General features: G+C 68.7%; 16 protein-coding genes. 10 read left to right on the top strand and 6 right to left on the bottom strand.

Annotated features, from left to right (window positions below; translation table 11 throughout):
• Positions 1 to 6: 6 nt before the first annotated feature.
• The gene (gene cydD / locus EIZ45_RS41010) at positions 7 to 1,497 is read left to right on the top strand and encodes a thiol reductant ABC exporter subunit CydD (RefSeq protein WP_134668837.1); all 1,491 of its coding nucleotides are present in this window, start codon (positions 7 to 9) and stop codon (positions 1,495 to 1,497) included.
• Positions 1,494 to 3,002 carry a thiol reductant ABC exporter subunit CydC gene (cydC, locus tag EIZ45_RS41005; RefSeq protein ID WP_134668835.1) on the top strand — a complete coding sequence of 503 codons (1,509 nt, stop codon included), beginning with the start codon at positions 1,494 to 1,496 and terminating at the stop codon, positions 3,000 to 3,002. Before cydD ends, cydC begins: the two co-directional genes overlap by 4 nt.
• On the opposite strand, the gene EIZ45_RS41000 is transcribed toward cydC, so the two are convergent.
• Positions 2,986 to 3,189: a hypothetical protein gene (locus EIZ45_RS41000; RefSeq protein ID WP_134668833.1), complete on the bottom strand. Its 204-nt coding sequence runs from the start codon at positions 3,187 to 3,189 to the stop codon at positions 2,986 to 2,988. The two genes, cydC and EIZ45_RS41000, sit on opposite strands and share 17 nt — an antisense overlap.
• 355 nt (positions 3,190 to 3,544) lie before the next feature.
• On the bottom strand, positions 3,545 to 4,450 hold the full coding sequence (locus tag EIZ45_RS40995) for a glucosyl-3-phosphoglycerate synthase (RefSeq protein ID WP_134668831.1): 906 nt from the start codon (positions 4,448 to 4,450) through the stop codon (positions 3,545 to 3,547).
• 54 nt (positions 4,451 to 4,504) lie between these two features.
• Between EIZ45_RS40995 and EIZ45_RS40990 the strand changes: the two genes are divergently transcribed.
• Positions 4,505 to 5,179, top strand: a complete 675-nt coding sequence (locus EIZ45_RS40990; RefSeq protein WP_134668882.1) for a 1-acyl-sn-glycerol-3-phosphate acyltransferase — start codon at positions 4,505 to 4,507, stop codon at positions 5,177 to 5,179.
• Between the two features lie 5 nt (positions 5,180 to 5,184).
• Here EIZ45_RS40990 and EIZ45_RS40985 read toward each other — a convergent pair whose 3' ends face one another.
• Together EIZ45_RS40985 and EIZ45_RS40980 are read right to left on the bottom strand one after the other, a co-directional pair.
• On the bottom strand, positions 5,185 to 5,727 hold the full coding sequence (locus EIZ45_RS40985) for a TIGR00730 family Rossman fold protein (protein WP_200864309.1): 543 nt from the start codon (positions 5,725 to 5,727) through the stop codon (positions 5,185 to 5,187).
• Positions 5,727 to 6,512 (bottom strand): TIGR00730 family Rossman fold protein, encoded by a 786-nt coding sequence (locus EIZ45_RS40980; protein WP_037815948.1) that lies wholly within the window; start codon positions 6,510 to 6,512, stop codon positions 5,727 to 5,729. Before EIZ45_RS40980 ends, EIZ45_RS40985 begins: the two co-directional genes overlap by 1 nt.
• Before the next feature lie 359 nt (positions 6,513 to 6,871).
• Between EIZ45_RS40980 and EIZ45_RS40975 the strand changes: the two genes are divergently transcribed.
• Both EIZ45_RS40975 and EIZ45_RS40970 read left to right on the top strand, forming a co-directional pair.
• Positions 6,872 to 8,962 (top strand): M4 family metallopeptidase, encoded by a 2,091-nt coding sequence (locus tag EIZ45_RS40975; protein ID WP_167756695.1) that lies wholly within the window; start codon positions 6,872 to 6,874, stop codon positions 8,960 to 8,962.
• Positions 8,963 to 9,156: 194 nt separating this feature from the next.
• A complete protein-coding gene (locus EIZ45_RS40970) occupies positions 9,157 to 10,212 on the top strand; it encodes a chitinase (protein WP_037815951.1) in 1,056 nt (351 codons plus the stop codon).
• Positions 10,213 to 10,809: 597 nt separating this feature from the next.
• Here the strand turns inward: EIZ45_RS40970 and dapE are convergent.
• Positions 10,810 to 11,883, bottom strand: coding sequence for a succinyl-diaminopimelate desuccinylase (gene dapE / locus EIZ45_RS40965; RefSeq protein WP_134668829.1), 1,074 nt, complete (start codon positions 11,881 to 11,883; stop codon positions 10,810 to 10,812).
• A gap of 42 nt (positions 11,884 to 11,925) precedes the next feature.
• On the opposite strand from dapE, the gene EIZ45_RS40960 reads away from it, so the two are divergent.
• The 3 genes from EIZ45_RS40960 to EIZ45_RS40950 all read left to right on the top strand — a co-directional run bounded on the left by EIZ45_RS40960 (position 11,926) and on the right by EIZ45_RS40950 (position 14,436).
• On the top strand, positions 11,926 to 12,366 hold the full coding sequence (locus EIZ45_RS40960; RefSeq protein ID WP_037816399.1) for a hypothetical protein: 441 nt from the start codon (positions 11,926 to 11,928) through the stop codon (positions 12,364 to 12,366).
• A 29-nt stretch (positions 12,367 to 12,395) separates the two neighbouring features.
• Positions 12,396 to 13,376: a 2,3,4,5-tetrahydropyridine-2,6-dicarboxylate N-succinyltransferase gene (dapD, locus tag EIZ45_RS40955; RefSeq protein ID WP_037816400.1), complete on the top strand. Its 981-nt coding sequence runs from the start codon at positions 12,396 to 12,398 to the stop codon at positions 13,374 to 13,376.
• Positions 13,377 to 13,476: 100 nt separating this feature from the next.
• Positions 13,477 to 14,436 carry a CHAD domain-containing protein gene (locus EIZ45_RS40950; protein ID WP_134668827.1) on the top strand — a complete coding sequence of 320 codons (960 nt, stop codon included), beginning with the start codon at positions 13,477 to 13,479 and terminating at the stop codon, positions 14,434 to 14,436.
• On the opposite strand, the gene EIZ45_RS40945 is transcribed toward EIZ45_RS40950, so the two are convergent.
• A complete protein-coding gene (locus EIZ45_RS40945) occupies positions 14,429 to 15,826 on the bottom strand; it encodes an FAD-dependent monooxygenase (protein ID WP_134668878.1) in 1,398 nt (465 codons plus the stop codon). The genes EIZ45_RS40950 and EIZ45_RS40945 overlap by 8 nt on opposite strands.
• A gap of 87 nt (positions 15,827 to 15,913) precedes the next feature.
• Here EIZ45_RS40945 and EIZ45_RS40940 point away from each other — a divergent pair, with 87 nt between their 5' ends.
• Both EIZ45_RS40940 and EIZ45_RS40935 read left to right on the top strand, forming a co-directional pair.
• Positions 15,914 to 16,534, top strand: a complete 621-nt coding sequence (locus EIZ45_RS40940; protein WP_134668825.1) for a TetR/AcrR family transcriptional regulator — start codon at positions 15,914 to 15,916, stop codon at positions 16,532 to 16,534.
• A 60-nt stretch (positions 16,535 to 16,594) separates the two neighbouring features.
• Entirely contained in the window at positions 16,595 to 16,951 is a 357-nt protein-coding gene (locus tag EIZ45_RS40935) for a DoxX family protein (RefSeq protein WP_134668822.1), read from the top strand.
• Positions 16,952 to 16,958: the final 7 nt, after the last annotated feature.

The following is a 16,958-nucleotide window of genomic DNA, read 5'->3' as shown; positions in this document are numbered from 1 at the left end:
CTCACCATGCCTGGTCTTCGCGGTTACCTCGCAGCGCTCGCCGTGCTGGGCGTCGGCACCGCTGTCACCGTGCTCGTCCAGGCGGACGGGCTCGCGACCCTGCTCACCGGCGGCGGCATTTCGGTCGCCCTGTGCGTCGCCGTCGGGGCGAGGCTTCTGCTCGTTGTCGCGCAGGGCCTGCTCACCAGCCACTTCGCGGCATCGGCACAAGCAGGCCTGCGTCGTCGGTTGCTAGACGCGACCGGCAACCCCGGCGTGACCGCCACCCGAATCACCAAAGGCGTCGATGCCACCGCCACCTACCTCACGGGCTACTTGCCAGCGATGGTGCTGTCGGTCGTGGTCCCGATCGCAGTACTGGCAAGGCTTTTCACTGCCGACCTGACCTCCGCCTTGATCGTCGCCGCCACCGTCCCGTTGATCCCGCTCTTCGGCGCGTTGATCGGTGCGCACACGAAAGCGCGTACACAGTGGACACTCCTAACGCGACTGGGCGGACACTTCCTCGACGTCGTCCGAGGTTTGCCGACGCTCAAACTGTTCGGCCGCGCGCAAGCCCAGACCCGGATCGTGCGCGAAATGGCCGACGCGTACGCCGACGCCACCATCCGGACATTGAAAGTCGCCTTCCTGTCCGCGCTGGTGCTGGAACTCGTCGCCACCCTGTCGATCGCGCTTGTCGCAGTACCCATCGGGTTCCGCCTGCTGTCCGGCTCGATGACCGCGCACACCGCGATGCTGGTCCTGGTTCTCGCCCCCGAGGCATACCTGCCACTGCGCGCCGCCGGAGCGAAGTTCCACGCCGCCGCCGAAGGACTCACCGCATGGAAAGAAATCCTCAGCGCGCCAACGACAATCCGTCGATCCGGTACGCAGACACGTCGCCTCGGTCCACCAGAGGTGGTATTCGACCACGTATCCGTGCATTACGGCGAAACTTGCGCACTGTCCGAAGTAGACTTAACGATTCAATCCGGCGAACACCTTGCCTTGGTCGGACCGAGCGGTTCCGGCAAATCCACCCTGCTCGCCGTTCTGCTGGGTTTCGTCGAGCCGACCTCCGGGCGAGTGCTCGTGGACGGAGTCGACCTGCGCACCCTCGACCACTCGTCCTGGCTGCGCGACACGGCGTGGCTACCGCAACGTCCGACGCTCTTTCGCGGCACCTTCAAGGAAAACACCGGCGGACGCCGCGTTGACGACATCGTCACCGACCTCCCCGACGGCTACGCGACGCAGATCGGCGAACTGGGCGCCGGACTGTCCGCCGGGCAACGCCAACGCGTCGGACTGACCCGAGCTCTGTCCCGCACCGAAGCCGGACTCGTCCTGCTGGACGAACCCACCGCCCGCCTCGACGCCCGCACGGAAGCGACTGTGCTGGCCGGTGCCAAGGAACTGCTGCCCGGCCGCACCGCGGTCCTGGTCGCGCACCGACCCGCGCTGGCAGCACTCGCGTCGCGGACGGTCGAACTCAACCACGGGGTGACGGTGTGAAACTCGTCCGCGCGACCTTCCTCGCCGTCGGTGCCGAACTCGCCGGGCTCGGTCTGACCGGCACCGCGGCCTGGCTGCTCATGCGTGCCGCCGAACAACCTCCGCTCGCCGCGCTCACCCTCGCGATTGTCGCCGTGCGCGTCTTCGCCTTGGCGCGCAGCGGACTCCGTTACGCCGAACGCCTTGCCGGACACGACGTTGTCCTCCGCTATCTCGGCTCCCTCCGGACCCGGGTGTACCAGGCCCTTATCCCCCGCCGCGTCGCCGAACACTCCGGCGCGGATCTGGTCACCCGGCTAGTGTCCGATGTGGACGCTGTGCAGGACGCCATCCTCCGGCTAGCGCTACCGGCCGTGGTCGCGGGCACTGTCGGTCTAGCAGTTGTGGTTTTCGCCGGGCTGGCGAGCCTTCCGCTGGCCGGGGTTGTCCTCATCGGACTGCTCGCAACAGGACTTCTGTTAATCCCCCGAAGCGAAGCCCCCGAGCCACGTCAAGAACTCACCGAACGCACCGTAGAACTCGTCCTCGGCCGCCACGAACTCATCGCCTACGGCTGGGAACAACGAGAAAAAGCCCGCGCCACCACGGTCATCGACAAGCTGGCCGCAGAATCCCGCCGCACCGGCCGCCGCCTCGCCCTGGCCACTGCCGCCGGAGTGGTCGTGCAATTCGCGACCACCGCCGCGGTCGCGCTGCTCAGCCCCGCGAGCATCCCGGTCACCGCCGCCCTCACCCTGACCACAATGGCCCTGTTCGAACTGGTCCTTCCGCTGCTCCCCGCCGCCGAGCGAATCCCCGAAATCCGCGCCTCGCTGAGCCGGGTCCGCGCCGTCCTCGCCGCGCCGGACCCAGCCCCCGAACCGATCCCCGGACCAGGGCATTTCCGGCTGACCAACGTCGGCGTCCAGCATCCCGGCCGCCGCGCCGCGCTCGAAGGCATCGATCTCGACCTGCCGCCCGGCACCCGGTTGGGCGTCCTCGGCCCGTCGGGCGCCGGAAAAACGACCCTGCTGCACGTCCTGCTCGGCTTCGTCGCCCCCACGTCCGGCTCGATCACCGTCGACGGCCGTCCCGTGACCGGACCGCACCCCGCCGTGATCTCCGGAGCCCTCGCCGACGCACACGTCTTCGCCACGACCGTCCGCGAAAACCTGCTGCTCGCCAACCCGGAAGCCACCGACGACGACCTGCGCGCCGCCTGCGAAACCGCCGGCTTCGACCTCCCGCTGGACCGGGACACCGGCCAAGACGGCGACGCCCTCTCCGGCGGTCAACGGCAACGGCTGATCCTCGCCCGCGCGGTACTCGCCGCACCCCCGGTCCTCGTCCTCGACGAACCGGTGGAAGGCCTCGACCCAGCACACGGCGACGAGGTCCTGGCGCGGGTTCTCGCTCAGGCGAAGGGAACCGTCGTGCTGGTGACGCACCGGCCAGAGCACGTCGCCGGGTTCGACCAGATCCTCACGGTCGAAGACGGCCGGCTAGCGGTCACGGTTCCCGGATGAGCTGGATCGGCGGGTCCATCGGATCGAGGTGGAACAGGTCGTTGGCGTCGACGTACGGCTGCGATTCCGGCGACCCACGGAACAGCGCGACGACGACAGCGGTGAGCCGGACTCGTCCGCCGCCGAGACGAGTGATCCCCTTCGGCTCGGCGAGACCGGCCAGCCACTCGGCCTGCACCGGGTCCATCGTGGCGGTGTAAGTCCCAATGCCAGGAACTTAAGGCGAGGTTGCGGGTGCGGTTGAGTCGTGGCTGCCCGGGCCGCGTGACCCCGGTGAAGGTACGTGAGGGGAACCCTGAAGGAATCAGATTCCCTCAGGGTTCCCCTCACGTACCTTCGCCTCGCCCGGCACGGGCGGCCAGGAAACCGTCCCTGCTGCCGAAGAACCAGATCCCGCAGTTTCAGCCGGCGCGCGCTCGCGGGATCCAGTCGGTCTTCGGCCACGTCCATCGCCCCGCTGCTCGAATCGGATCGGCTCCGGAACGTAGCGCGCGGCGATGACATCTCGATGAAGCCGCGTTCTGTCCACTGTAGACAGAAGGTCATTCCCGCCGGGCGGCCAGCACCTCCCGCATCGGGGGCCGATCCGCCACCGGCACCTCCGTCACGTCGGGCACCCACTCCCCGGACACCTGCACGAACTGCGTGAACCGCGCCGCCTCCGCGCTCGGCATCCCGCAGCGGGCCAGCGCGGTGCCGAGGATCTGCCGGGCCATCACGCCGAGTTGCAGCAGCGACCGGTTGCGGTGTTTGCGCACGCCGAGGTTGACCTGCGCCAACCCGTCGAGGCCGTAGCGCTCCTCGGCATCGAGCAGCAGGCCGATCTCGACGCCGTATCCCCCGGCGAACGGCACCGACTCCAAGAACTCGCGCGTGCCCGCGTACTCGCCGCCCAGCGGCTGCACCAGCTCGCCGAGGGCCGGGCGCAGCGCGGACAGCACCGGGCGCGCCAGCAGCTCGGTGACCCGGCCGCCGCCGGTGCTCTCCAGCCGCAGCGGGCGGCGGTAGAAGCCCTTGACCAGGTGCACGCCGTCCTCGGTGAGCAGCGGGCCGAGCAGCGACGGCACGAACGCCGGGTCCGGGTCGACCAGGTCGGAGTCGAGGAAGACCACGACGTCGCCGGTCGTCGCGGCGAGCGAGCGCCACAGCACCTCGCCCTTGCCCGGACGCGGCGGCAGCTCCGGCACGACGTCCTCGCGGCGCACCACGCGAGCCCCGGCGGCCGCGGCGACCTCGACGGTCGCGTCGGTGGAACCGGAGTCGACGACCACCAGCTCGTCGACCACTCCGCCGAGCAGCGGGCGCACCGAGGCGACCACCGCGGCGACCGTTTCCTCCTCGTTCAGCGCCGGCAGCACGACCGACACGGTCCGGCCGCGTTTGGCGGCGAGGATGTCCGCGGCGCTCCACCCGGGCTCCTGCCAGGTGCGACGGTGAAACCAGCTCATGGAGGCGATCGTGCCATGCTGGAGCCGGTGCCCGATCCTCCGGAGGGAGAACCCTTGCTGTCGCTGCTCGTCCGTTTCGTGCTCGGACCGCTGGTCCGCGCGCTTTACCGGCCCCAGGTCGAGGGGGTCGAGAACATCCCCGAGGACGGTCCGGTGCTGCTCGCCTCCAACCACCGGGCGGCGCTGGACACGGGTGTGATCACGTTCACCACCCCGCGGCAGGTCCGGTTCCTCGGCAAGGCCGAGTACTTCACGGGCAAGGGCGTCAAGGGCCGGTTCATCGCGAAATCGCTCGACGCGCTCGGGTACGTCCCGGTCGAACGCGGCAACGCACAGGCCGGGCTCGCCGCGCTCGAAGCGGGCCGGAAGGTGCTCACCGACGGCGGCGTCTTCGCGATCTACCCCGAGGGCACCCGCTCGCTCGACGGACGGCTGCACCGCGGGCACACCGGCGTCGCCGCGCTCGCGCTGTCCACCGGGGCGAAGGTGGTCCCGGTCGCGTTGTTCGGCACCGAGGGCATCCAGCCGAACGGCGCGAAAATCCCGCGGCTCGCCAAGATCAAGGTCCGCTTCGGCGAACCGCTGGACTTCGCGCGCTACGAGGGCCAGGACTCGTCCTCGGCGATCCGCCGCTCGGTCACCGACGAGATCATGTACGCGATCCTGGAACTGTCCGGGCAGGAATACGTCGACACCTATCACAAGCGACCGGACGAAAAAGCGTCGTAGGCGCCTTATCCGACCGAGCGGCTCATGATGTCGACCAGCTTGTCCGCGTCGGACGCGACGCTGATCAGCTCCCGCGTTTCCGGCCGCAGGAATCCCTTCTCCAGCATCTGATCGGCGAACGCCACCAGCGGCGAGTAATACCCGGCCACGTCGAGCAGCCCGATCGGCTTGCGGTGAATACCGAGCTGCGCCCACGTCCACACCTCGAACAATTCCTCGAGGGTGCCGACCCCGCCGGGCAACGCGACGAACGCGTCCGACAGCGCGGCCATTTTCGCTTTGCGCTGGTGCATGTCGGCGACCACGTGTAATTCGGTGAGACCGCCGTGCGCGATTTCCACGTTCGACAGCACTTCCGGGATCACGCCGATCACTTCGCCGCCCGCGGCGAGCGCGGCGTTCGCCACCACGCCCATGGTGCCGACGCTCGCGCCGCCGTAGACGAGGCCGATTCCCCGCTGCGCCAACAGTTTCCCGACGCCGGCCGCCGCTTCGGCATACTCCGGCGAAAAACCCTGCGCCGAACCGCAGAACACACAGATCCGCATCAGTGCGTGTCCTCCCAAGCCTGATAAGACTCCTGCACGACGCGCACCGCGTCGTCGATGTCGTCGGTCAAGTGCAGCAGATCGAGGTCCTTCTCGCCGATTTTCCCGCCGTCGAGCACGGATTTCGCGATCCAGTCGTACAGCCCGCCCCAGTAGTCGGTGCCGAACAGCACCACCGGGAACTTCGTGACCTTCTTGGTCTGGACCAGCGTGAGCGCCTCGAACAGTTCGTCGAGCGTCCCGAATCCGCCGGGAAGGCAGATGAACGCCTGCGAGTACTTGACGAACATGGTCTTGCGCGCGAAGAAGTAGCGGAAGTTCACGCCGAGGTCGACCCACGGGTTCAGACCCTGCTCGAACGGCAGCTCGATGCCGAGCCCGACGGAGAACCCGCCCGCCTCGTTCGCGCCGCGGTTCACCGCTTCCATCGCGCCCGGACCGCCGCCGGTCATCACCGCGAACCCGGCGTCGGCGAGCGCGGCCCCGATCTTGCGGCCCAGTTCGTACTCCGGGTGGTCGCGTTTGGTGCGCGCCGAACCGAACACGGTCACCGCGCGCGGAACCTCGGCCAGCGCGCCGAATCCCTCGACGAACTCGGCCTGGATCCGCAGCACGCGCCACGGGTCGGTGTGCACCCAGTCGCTCGGCCCCCGCGAGTCGAGCAGCCGCTGATCGGTGGTGCTGCCCTGGTCGCGCCGATCGCGCCGGAGCACCACCGGGCCCTTGTGCCGCTCCACCGGACGTTCGGGGTACTGGCCGTCGGGAAATTCAGACTGTTCGCTCACCAGCCAAGCCTACGGGCCGATCGGCCGCGGCGGGCGCCCGAGGCGGCACCGGAGCGTGACGGCTCGGTTGCCCGCGGCTGAACGCGGGAAAGCGGACCACCAGCGGGTTCCGGTCCTCCTACCAACGGCCGGTTGTCAGGAACTACCTACGAAAGTCGTCCGGCCCGTCCCAAACCGCCGTTTTCCCTGCTACGGGGCTACTTGCGGGGAATAGTCCCGATCGCCCCCGAGGTCCCGCTGGTCCGTTCAGCGCATTGACCGCCCCCGTGAGCGCTTTTTTACTCACGGTGTCCGCGGCCTGATCAGCCCAGCTCAACGCGTTGCGCTTTTCCCCATCGTGTACCCCGAAAGGACTGTCGATGACGTCCAGAAGAGGGCTCGCCACCGGCATCGCAAGTGTCGCCGGTCTCGCCCTTTCCCTGCTCGCGCTGCCGGTGACCCCGGCATCCGCGGCCCCCGCCCACCCCACCGCAGACCCGCAGGCCACCGCGATCGCGGCCGCCGACCGGGCCGCCGCCGCAGGCGCGGTCGGGCTCCGCAAGAGCTCGGCCGAAAGCCTGCACCGCGTCAGCACCACCCTGGGCGACGCCGGGCTGTATTACAACTCCTACGAGCGCACCTACGACGGCCTCCGGGTCGTCGGCGGGGATGCGGTGATCGTCGCCGACGGAACGGGCCGCGTGCGCGGCACCGACTCCGCCGAGGGCGCGGCCATCACCGTGGGCACCAAGCCCACTGTCGACGCGGCGCGCGCGGCCTCGGTCGCCCGCGCCCAGTTGCCGACCGTGAGCACGGTGAGCAAGCCTGATCTGGTCGTTCTCGGCGGCGCACAGCCGAAACTCGCCTACGAGGTCGTCGTCAAGGGCCGCACCGCGAAGGCGCCGAGCAACCTGCACGTCTTCGTCGACGCCGCCACCGGCAAGGTCCTCGACCAGCGCGACGACGTGAAGGCCGAAAGCCCGGCGAAGTCCGGCGCGAACGCCGCGGCCCCCGCCGCGGCGGGCAACGGCAACAGCTACTACGTCGGCCAGGTCAGCATCGACACCACCGGGTCGGGCAGCTCGTACTCGATGCGCGACCCGAACCGGTCGGGCATCAGCTGCGGCCGCGAAAACGGCTCGGTGTTCACGAAGTCCAGCAACAACTGGGGCAACGGGCAGGGCACCGACCTCGAAACCGGTTGCGTCGACACGCTTTACAGCGTGCAGACCGAGTGGAACATGCTGAAGGACTGGCTGGGCCGCAGCGGCATCGACGGCAACGGCCGCGGGTTCCCCGCCTCGGTCGGGCTGAACGACGTCAACGCGTACTGGGACGGTTCGTCCACGCACTTCGGCCACTCGCAGGACAACCAGCGCCAGGCGACGTCGATGGACGTGGTCGGCCACGAGTTCGGGCACGGCATCTTCCAGAACACGCCGGGCGGCGCGGGTTCGGGCAACGAGAACGGCGGGCTCAACGAGTCCACCGGCGACATTTTCGGCGCGCTGACCGAGTTCTACGCGAACAACCCGGTCGACAAGCCGGACTTCACCGTCGGCGAGGGCGTCAACCTGGTCGGACAGGGCCCGATCCGCTACATGTACAACCCGGGCCAGATCGGCGACCCGAACTGCTACTCGTCGTCGATCCCGAACACCGAGGTGCACGCCGCCGCGGGCCCGCAGAACCACTGGTTCTACCTGCTCGCCGAGGGCAGCTCTCCCTCGGACGGCCAGCCGTCGAGCCCGACCTGCAACAACAGCAGCGTCACCGGCGTCGGCATCCAGAAGGCGGGCAAGATCTTCTACAACGGCCTGCTGCACAAGACCTCGTCCTGGAACCACAAGGCGGCCCGCAAGGCCACCCTTCAGGCCGCGGTCGACCTGTTCCCGGGCAGCTGCACCGAGTTCAACGCCACCAAGGCGGCGTGGGACGCGGTTTCGGTCGGCGCGGTCTCGGGCGAGGCCACCTGCACCGGCAACCCGCCGGCGGGCAACGACTTCTCGGTCGCGCTGTCCCCGGCGACCGCGACTGTCCAGCCCGGTGAGTCGGCGACGTCCACGGTGACCACCAAGATCACCAACGGCAACGCGCAGTCGGTCAAGCTGACCGCGAGCGGCCTGCCCTCGGGCGCGACCGCGACCTTCGACCCGGCGACCATCCAGTCCGGCGCCACCGCGACCGTCACCATCGCCACGACGGCCAGCACGCCGAAGGGCACCAGCAAGGTCACGATCACCGCGACCGGCGCGAACGCCACGCACACCTCGGACTTCACCCTCACCGTGGGCAGCGGCACCCCGCCGGGCTGCGGCGGCATCGCGGCGTGGGACTCGAACGCGTTCTACGGTCCGGGCGACGTGGTCTCGTACAACAACCACAAGTGGACCTCGACGTGGTACTCCGTCGGCGCTGAGCCGGGCGCACCCGGTTCCTGGGCCGTCTGGACCGACAACGGGGCCTGCTGACGCAGTAACCGCACTCTAGTTTCTCGGCCTTCTGGACCAGCCGGGCACGGCGCCTCGTGCCCGGCTGGTCCGTGTTCGTCCACTTGTCCAGACCACCCTGGCGGAATTTGTCTAGACCATACGTTCGGGGGTAGGAATCCCCCGGTGCGCCGCTTACCGTTGCGACACCACCGTTACCGGGGACGGGAGCCGTGATGAACGGACGGAAATCGCGCTGGTTCGGGACCGCCGTGGCGGCCCTGCTCGCACTGCCGCTCGCGGGAATCGCCCCCGCCTCAGCGGCCGCTCCGCAGTCGGACACCTGCGCGGTAAAACCGAGACCCTCCGGTTCGGTGCTGCAAGGCTATTGGGAAAACTGGGACGGAGCCTCGAACGGCGTCCACCCCGGCATGGGCTGGGTGCCGATCAACGACCCCAGCATGGCCGCACACGGGTACAACGTCATCAACGCCGCCTTCCCGGTGATCCTTTCCGACGGCACCGTGCAGTGGGAAGACGGCATGGACTCGACGGTGAAGGTCTCCACGCCCGCCGAGATGTGCGCGGCCAAGGACGCCGGAGCCACCATCCTGATGTCTATCGGCGGCGCAGCAGCGGGTATTGACCTGTCGTCCAGCTCGGTCGCCGACAAGTTCGTCAGCACCATCGTGCCGATCCTGAAGAAGTACAATTTCGACGGAATCGACATCGACATCGAGACCGGCTTGTCGAGCAGCGGCGACATCAATTCGCTGTCCGCCTCGCAAGCAAACCTGGAACGCATCATCGACGGCGTACTGTCCCAAATGCCCGCCGGCTTCGGCCTGACGATGGCCCCGGAAACAGCATACGTAACGGGCGGCTCGGTAACCTACGGCTCGATCTGGGGCGCATACCTCCCCATCATCAAGAAGTACGCCGACAACGGCCAACTGTGGTGGCTGAACATGCAGTACTACAACGGCTCCATGTACGGCTGCTCCGGCGACAGCTACGAAGCCGGGACCGTGCAGGGATTCACCGTGCAGACGCAATGCCTGGACAAGGGCCTCACCGTACAAGGCACCACAATCCGCGTCCCGCTGGACAAACAAGTCCCAGGCCTCCCAGCCCAACCAGGCGCAGGCGGCGGCTACATGGATCCGGGCCTGGTCTCGCAGGCGTACCAGAGCGTCCCCGGACTCAAGGGATTGATGGACTGGTCAATCAACTGGGACGGCTCAAAAGGCTGGACCTTCGGCGACAACGTGAAATCGCTGCAAGGCCGGTAAAAAAAGCTGCTGTGGGCCGGGGTGCTTGCGCATTGCGCCGCCCCGGCCTCAGCCCACAAACCCGAACGGCCGCCTGACTTCTTCCCGGCGGCCCTTCCTGTCGTGAGGGGAACCCTCACAGACGCTGATTCCCGCAGGGTTCCCCTCACGACCATGCTCCGGACGTGAGGGGCCCCTTCACGGACCCAGATTCCCTCAAGGAGCCCTTCACGGACCGCCCCGCCCGGCCCGCAGCCGCCGGGATGCCGCCCCAATGCGGCATTGGGTGCATGGGACGCAACGAACGCCACATTGGGTGCATCCAACGCACCCAATGCCACATTGGGGCGCAAGCCCCGCCCGAAAACCGGCAGCCGACGCACCCAACCGTCGAGACACTCAACCCCACCCGCAGCCAGTGCACCCAACGAGCGAGGCACCCAGCCCCTCCCCCGCACCCCGATACGAAGCCTCCCTGCGGTCTGGGGGTGCTTGTCAAGGCATCTTTCCCGCCTTGACAAGCACCCCCAGACCGTCAGCACAATCAAGCTTCGGGGTGCCCCACGCACGCACGGGCCAATGTCGCCGCCAGGCGACGAGGCCCGAGCCGAGACAGAATCAACTCAAAAACCGCCTCAACACCTCAGCAACCCCCCGAATCTCCCCAACCCGAACCCACTCCTGCTGCGTATGCGCCAACGTAGGATCCCCAGGCCCGAAATTCACCGCAGGCATCCCCAACGCAGCGAACCGAGCCACATCCGTCCACCCCAACTTGGCCGCAGCCGACCCGCCAGCCGCAGCCACCAGTTCAGCAGCAGCAGGCGCAGACAACCCAGGCAACGCCCCAGGCGACATATCCACCAACGTCACATCAAACCCATCAAAAACCCCTCGCACATGCGCCTCGACCTCCTCCGCCCCCCGATCAGGCGCGAACCGATGATTAACCGTCAGAACGGCAGCATCCGGCACCACATTCCCAGCCACCCCGCCGGAAATAGCAGTAGCCTGCAGCCCTTCCCGATAAGTCAGCCCGTCAATCTCCACCACCCGAGGCGAATAAGAAGCCAACCGCTGCAACGGCTCCGCCAACGCGTGAATCGCATTCGACCCCATCCAAGCCCGAGCAGTGTGCGCCCGAGCCCCGGAAGTCCGCACCTCAACCCGCAACGTCCCCTGGCAGCCAGCCTCAATCACCCCATTGGACGGCTCCCCGACAATCGCGAGGTCCCCGGCAAGCCACTCAGGCAACTCCCGCTCGATCCGCCCGAGCCCGTTCCGAACAGCCTCGACCTCTTCATTGTCGTAAAACACAAACGTCACATCATGCCGAGGCTCCGGCAATGTAGCGGCGAGATGCAAGAAGACCGCATCCCCGCCCTTCATGTCCACCGACCCCAGCCCATGCAACACGGAATCGTCCCCGACCCCAGTAAGCCGAGAAGGCAAGTTGGAATTCTCCGGGACAGTGTCCAAATGCCCCGCGAGAATCACCCGCGAAGGCCGCCCCAACCGAGTCCGTGCCAGCACCGCGTCCCCATTGCGCACGACCTCCAAATGCGGAGCCTGCTCGGCCAGCGCCGCCTGCACCAGGTCCGCGAGCTTGCCCTCCTCCCCGGAGACGCTGAACACATCCACAAGGGCAGCGGTGAGGTCGGCCGGGTCGGCGCGCAGGTCAAGGGAGGTCATACCGGCACCGTACCCAGCAGGCGCGGGGGCTACCGTGAGGACGTGCGCACGCGAAGCTCCCTGGTCGCTCTCGGCGTCCTCGCCCTCGTCCTCACCGGCTGCAGCAACGAGGCTGGGCCCAAGGCCCGTCCGGGAGCCGGCGATCCGGGTCCGGACGCCCTGCCGACCAAGCTCGAGGCGCTGTCGGCCGACGCTTGCTTCACCGGTCCGCAGACCCAACTGCCCAAGGGCTGTGAGAAATACGTCACCGAGGTCGGCAACACCGCCGGTTCGGTGCACAAGCTGGCTAAAGCGGGCAAGACGGTCAACCAGCCGCTCGACCGCGACGCGACCGCGCTCGACCAGGCGGTCGGCGCGTTCCGCCAGGCGGGCTGCACCACCGTGCCGACCCCCGGCGGGGCGTGCACGCAGGCGCTCGTGTCCATCTCGACCGCGCTGACCGAGGTCAAGCAAAAGGTGAACCAGCTGGCCACCACAGGTTGATCCGGCTCGCTTCGGCTACCGTGACCAGCGTGAGCGAGCAGACCCCTGACCCCGAAACGACCGGCGCCGTCGGCGTCGGGCTGGCCACCGTCACGTCCGACGGGACCGTGCTGGACACCTGGTACCCGCACCCCAAGCTGGTCGACGCAGGCACGAGCGGCACCGAGCGGCTGACCGCGGAGCAGACCACCGAGCTGCTCGGCGAGTCCGCGGCCGCGCTGCTCGGCCCGGACACCGACCGCGGTGTCGAGGTCGTCGCGGTGCGCGTCACGATCGGCAGCCTTGCCACCGCGCCCGCCGACGCCCACGACGTCTACCTGCGCCTGCACCTGCTTTCGCACCGGCTGGTCCAGCCGCGCGTGCAGAGCCTCGACGGCATCTTCGGCCTGCTGGCCAACGTCGTGTGGACGAGCCACGGCCCGTGCCCGGTCGAGGGCTTCGAGCAGACCCGGCTGCGGCTGCGGTCGCGCGGCGCGGTCTCCGTGTACGGCGTGGACAAGTTCCCGCGGATGGTCGACTACGTGCTCCCGACCGGCGTCCGCATCGCCGACGCGGACCGCGTGCGGCTCGGCGCGCACCTGGCGTCCGGCACCACCGTGATGCACGAGGGCTTCGTGAACTACAACGCGGGCACGCTCGGCGCGTCGATGGTCGAAGGCCGCATCTCGGCGGGCGTGGTGGTCGGCGACGGCAGCGACGTCGGCGGCGGCGCGTCGATCATGGGCACGCTGTCCGGCGGCGGCACCGAGGTGATCTCGATCGGCGAACGCTGCCTGATCGGCGCGAACGGCGGCGCGGGCATCTCCCTCGGCGACGACTCGGTGATCGAGGCCGGGCTGTACATCACCGCGGGCACCAAGGTCGAGGTCGACGGCAAGACGGTCAAGGCACGCGAGCTGTCCGGCATCTCGGGCGCGGTGTTCCGCCGCAACTCCGCGACCGGCGCGGTCGAGGTCGTGCCGCGCGGCGGCGTCGGCATCCAGCTGAACGAAGCACTGCACGCCAACTGATCCAGCTCTTCGACGAGGGTGCGCTTCCCGCAGCGGAAGCGCACCCTTTCGACGTTTTCGGCGGATTCGATCTGATCGTCGCTCACCTACCATTAACCAGGTGACTTCCGAAGCGACCAGCCGCCGCCGTACTCCGGAACCGACGACGCCGGCCGCTCTCGGGCTCCCCGCCGAACCGGCGAAGGCGGGCCCCGAGGCACCGGCCGCCGCGCACGTCCGCGCCAAACTCGACCACGAACTGCGCGAACTGCTGTCCCGCGAACCGGGCACCCGGACTGGGGCCGATCCGGAAGAACTGCACCAGATGCGCGTCGCGCAACGGCGGATGCGAAGCGTGCTGAAGTCCTCGAGCGCACTGGTCGGCCCCACCGCGGAACCGGTACGCGCCGGCCTCGGCTGGCTGGGCCAGGTCCTCGGCGAGGTCCGCGACTACGACGTCCTGATCGGCCACCTGCGCGAGGTGATCGCCGACTTCGACGTCCGAGACCAACCCGCCGGACGACGGCTGGTGTCCCGCTTCGTCTCCGAACGCACCACCGCCCGCCGCCGCTTGAACCGGGCGCTGTCGAGCCCCCGGTACGCGACCCTGCTGCAGGGCATCGCCCAGCTGTCCCGCACCGCCGAGCACGAGATCGACGAAACCCCCGCCGAGAAGCCCAGTTTGGCCGCGGACGTACGAAAGCCGTACCGGAAACTCGCCCGCGCAGTCGCCGCCCTGCCCCCGAATCCCCCGGACGACGACCTGCACGCACTGCGCATCCACGGCAAGAAACTCCGCTATACCGCCGAATTGGCCCGATCGGCGGCGAAGAAGAAGCAGGCCGCGAAACTGTCCGAGCTGATCAAGGCGACGCGCAAATTCCAGACCGTGCTGGGCGATCACCAGGACGCGGTGTTCGCCGCGGAGAAGGTGCGCGGAGTACTGCCCAACGCAGACGCAGAAATCGGCTTCGTCGCCGGACGAATCGTCGAACACGAACTCGCCAAACGCGCCCACGCCCGCGCCACCTGGCTCGACATCTGGCACCGCATCGAAGCAGCCGAACACGCAGTCAGCTAACCGACCACACGTACCCATCCGGCCGCACCAGCACCCGTTTCCCCGGTGCCCCCTCGTACGCCGCGTACGCATGCCCGCCCGCGTCCACGAGTTCCCCCGTCGCCCCCTGCGGCAGGATCCGGTACGCGGGATGCTCCGTCCCGAGCGGTCCGTCGCCGAAGACCAGTTCTGTCGCATGTGGACCCTGGAACAACTCGAACAGCCGCACGCTCTTGCCGTTCGCGTCCACGAGCGGCGCGTCCGGTGCCCGGTCTCCCGGCCGCAACGCTCCCACACCAACCGGCGACAGCGGGCCGCCCCGGTAAGTCAGGTCGAGTTGCTGCGTCTCCGGCCCGCGTTCGTGCGCGTCCTCGGCACCCTCCTTGTACTTCTCCAGCAACGCAGTGCTCACCCCCAGAACCCGCGCCGCGACCGCGCGTCGTTCCGCCTCGTAGCTGTCCAGCAGCGCGGGCGATCCGTCGGCGAGCTTCCAGGCCAGGTTGTACGCGTCCTGCACCCCGGTGTTCAAGCCCTGCCCGCCGGTCGGCGGGTGTACGTGCGCGGCGTCCCCGGCGAGGAACACCCGGCCCTGCCGGAATGCCGCCGCCAGCCGGATGTTCGGCCGCCACACGGTTGACCACGCCAGCTCCAGCAGCCGGATCCCGCCGCCGGACACCGCGTCCAGGTGCTCCTGCAACTCGCTCAGCGAGGTGCCCGCGTCGCCGTCGCCGAGCGGGGAGGCGAACTGGAAATACGGCGTCCCCGGGAGCGGCGTGAACGCGACGCCGGACATCGGCTCGTCCGCCTTCGCGAACCAGTACGCCGAGCCGTGGTCGAGCCCCTCCGCGGAGACGTCGCCCAGCAGCATCCGGATCGACTCGTCAGTGGTCCCCTCGAACGCGATCCCCAGCGTCTTGCGCACGAAGCTCTTCCCGCCGTCCGCGCCGACCAGGTAGTCCACGCGCACCGTCTCCCCCGTCGACAGCTCCGCGGTGACGCCCTCCTCGTCCTGCGTGAAGCCGGTCAACGCGGTGTTCAGCTCCACCCGCACGCCGAACTCGGCCAGCCGGTCCCGGAGGATCCCCTCGGTCTGCGACTGGCCGAGGAACCAGGCGGTCGGATACGGCACCGCGGGCGTCGGCTCGACCGGCTCGGCCATCCGCCGCACCATCGTGAACTCCCCGTCGAGGTACACGCGCATCTCGTGCGGCGGCGCACCCGCGGCGAGCACCGCGTCCAGCACGCCCAGATCCTCGAAGACCTCCATCGTGCGCGGCTGCAGCCCGTCGCCGCGCGAGCCGACGAAGTACTGCTCCGCCTTGTCCACCACCCGCACGCCGACCCCACGCCGCGCCAGCTCGATCGCCAGCGTGAGCCCGGTCGGGCCCGCCCCCGCCACCAGCACCGTCATGTCCTTCTCCCGTCTCACTGAATTATGATTCACTGAATTTAGATTCAGCATGCCCGCTGATAGCGTTCGCGTCAAGGGAGGTGCCGGATGACAGCGACGAGCCGCCGGGACAAAGCCGCCGAAACGGAAACGGCACTCAAGGACGCGGCCAAGCGCGTGTTCGCGGCCAAGGGCTACCTGAACACGAAGATCACCGACATCACCCGGGAAGCCGGCCGCGCCGCGGGGTCGTTCTACAACCACTTCGCGGGCAAGGAAGAACTGCTGATCGCGCTGCTGGCCGACCTGGCCGAGGACAGCGACCAGCAGGCCATGGCCGAGGACCATCTGTCCGATTTCAGCGATCCCGCCGCGGTCCGCTGGCACGTGCGGCAGTACTGGGACTTCTACCGCGCCAACGCGCCCACGATGCTCGCGCTGCGCCAGGCGGCGATGGTGAACGAGGCCTTCGCCGCCGCGTACGCGAACTTCGGCGCCACCCAGGCCTCGGACGTCGAGAGCCACCTCAAGCACGTCACCGCGGCTGGCTTGCGGCTCCCGGCGAACACCCAGCTCACCATCGCGATGATGTACCAGCTGATCGACAACTTCGCGCAGATGTGGCTGGTCACGCCGCCGCCAGCAGGGTGGAACCAGCCCTCCGACGAGGAAGCGATCGAGGCGCTCACCCGGTTCGTCTACCGCGGTTTCACCGGCCGCGACTACTGACGGCCGGTCACCTTTCCGGCCCCCGCCCCGTCAGGGAAGTGGGACCGGAAAGGAGCAGCCATGCAAACCGGACTTCTCGTCGCCACCTTCGTCTGCGTCGCGATCAACGCCTTCGAGGTCGTGGCCAAAGCCGTCCGAGCGCGGTTCGTGGTGCAGAACTCGACCGAGGTCGGCGTCGGCCCGCGATGGATCCCCTACCTGGCGATCCTGGAAGGCGCGGGCGTCGCCGGGCTGGTGGCCGGCCTGCTCGGCTGGCCTCGCCTGGGATTGGCCGCGGCGATCGGGCTGACGCTGTTCTTCGTCGGCGCGGTCGGAGCGCACATCCGCGCGAAGGTGTTCCACAACATCGCGTTCCCGGCGGTCTTCCTCGCGCTCGCGGTCGCGGCGACCGGGTATTTCACGGGGTCAGTCGCCTGACCCCGTG

It is taken from the genome of Amycolatopsis sp. CFH S0740 (assembly GCF_004522315.1).
Taxonomy (GTDB): Bacteria; Actinomycetota; Actinomycetes; order Mycobacteriales; family Pseudonocardiaceae; genus Amycolatopsis; species Amycolatopsis nivea.
The sequence above is the reverse complement of the archived record's forward strand: the minus strand, read 5'-3'. Positions and strand labels throughout refer to the sequence as shown.

Excerpts from the sequence above, each read along its gene's own strand:
- cydD (WP_134668837.1), top strand. The coding sequence starts at position 7 with ATGCCTGGTCTTCGCGGTTACCTCGCAGCGCTCGCCGTGCTGGGCGTC.
- EIZ45_RS41000 (WP_134668833.1), bottom strand. The coding sequence starts at position 3,189 with ATGGACCCGGTGCAGGCCGAGTGGCTGGCCGGTCTCGCCGAGCCGAAG.
- EIZ45_RS40995 (WP_134668831.1), bottom strand. The coding sequence starts at position 4,450 with ATGAGCTGGTTTCACCGTCGCACCTGGCAGGAGCCCGGGTGGAGCGCC.
- EIZ45_RS40985 (WP_200864309.1), bottom strand. The coding sequence starts at position 5,727 with ATGCGGATCTGTGTGTTCTGCGGTTCGGCGCAGGGTTTTTCGCCGGAG.
- EIZ45_RS40975 (WP_167756695.1), top strand. The coding sequence starts at position 6,872 with ATGACGTCCAGAAGAGGGCTCGCCACCGGCATCGCAAGTGTCGCCGGT.
- EIZ45_RS40970 (WP_037815951.1), top strand. The coding sequence starts at position 9,157 with ATGAACGGACGGAAATCGCGCTGGTTCGGGACCGCCGTGGCGGCCCTG.
- dapE (WP_134668829.1), bottom strand. The coding sequence starts at position 11,883 with ATGACCTCCCTTGACCTGCGCGCCGACCCGGCCGACCTCACCGCTGCC.
- EIZ45_RS40945 (WP_134668878.1), bottom strand. The coding sequence starts at position 15,826 with ATGACGGTGCTGGTGGCGGGGGCGGGCCCGACCGGGCTCACGCTGGCG.
- EIZ45_RS40940 (WP_134668825.1), top strand. The coding sequence starts at position 15,914 with ATGACAGCGACGAGCCGCCGGGACAAAGCCGCCGAAACGGAAACGGCA.
- EIZ45_RS40935 (WP_134668822.1), top strand. The coding sequence starts at position 16,595 with ATGCAAACCGGACTTCTCGTCGCCACCTTCGTCTGCGTCGCGATCAAC.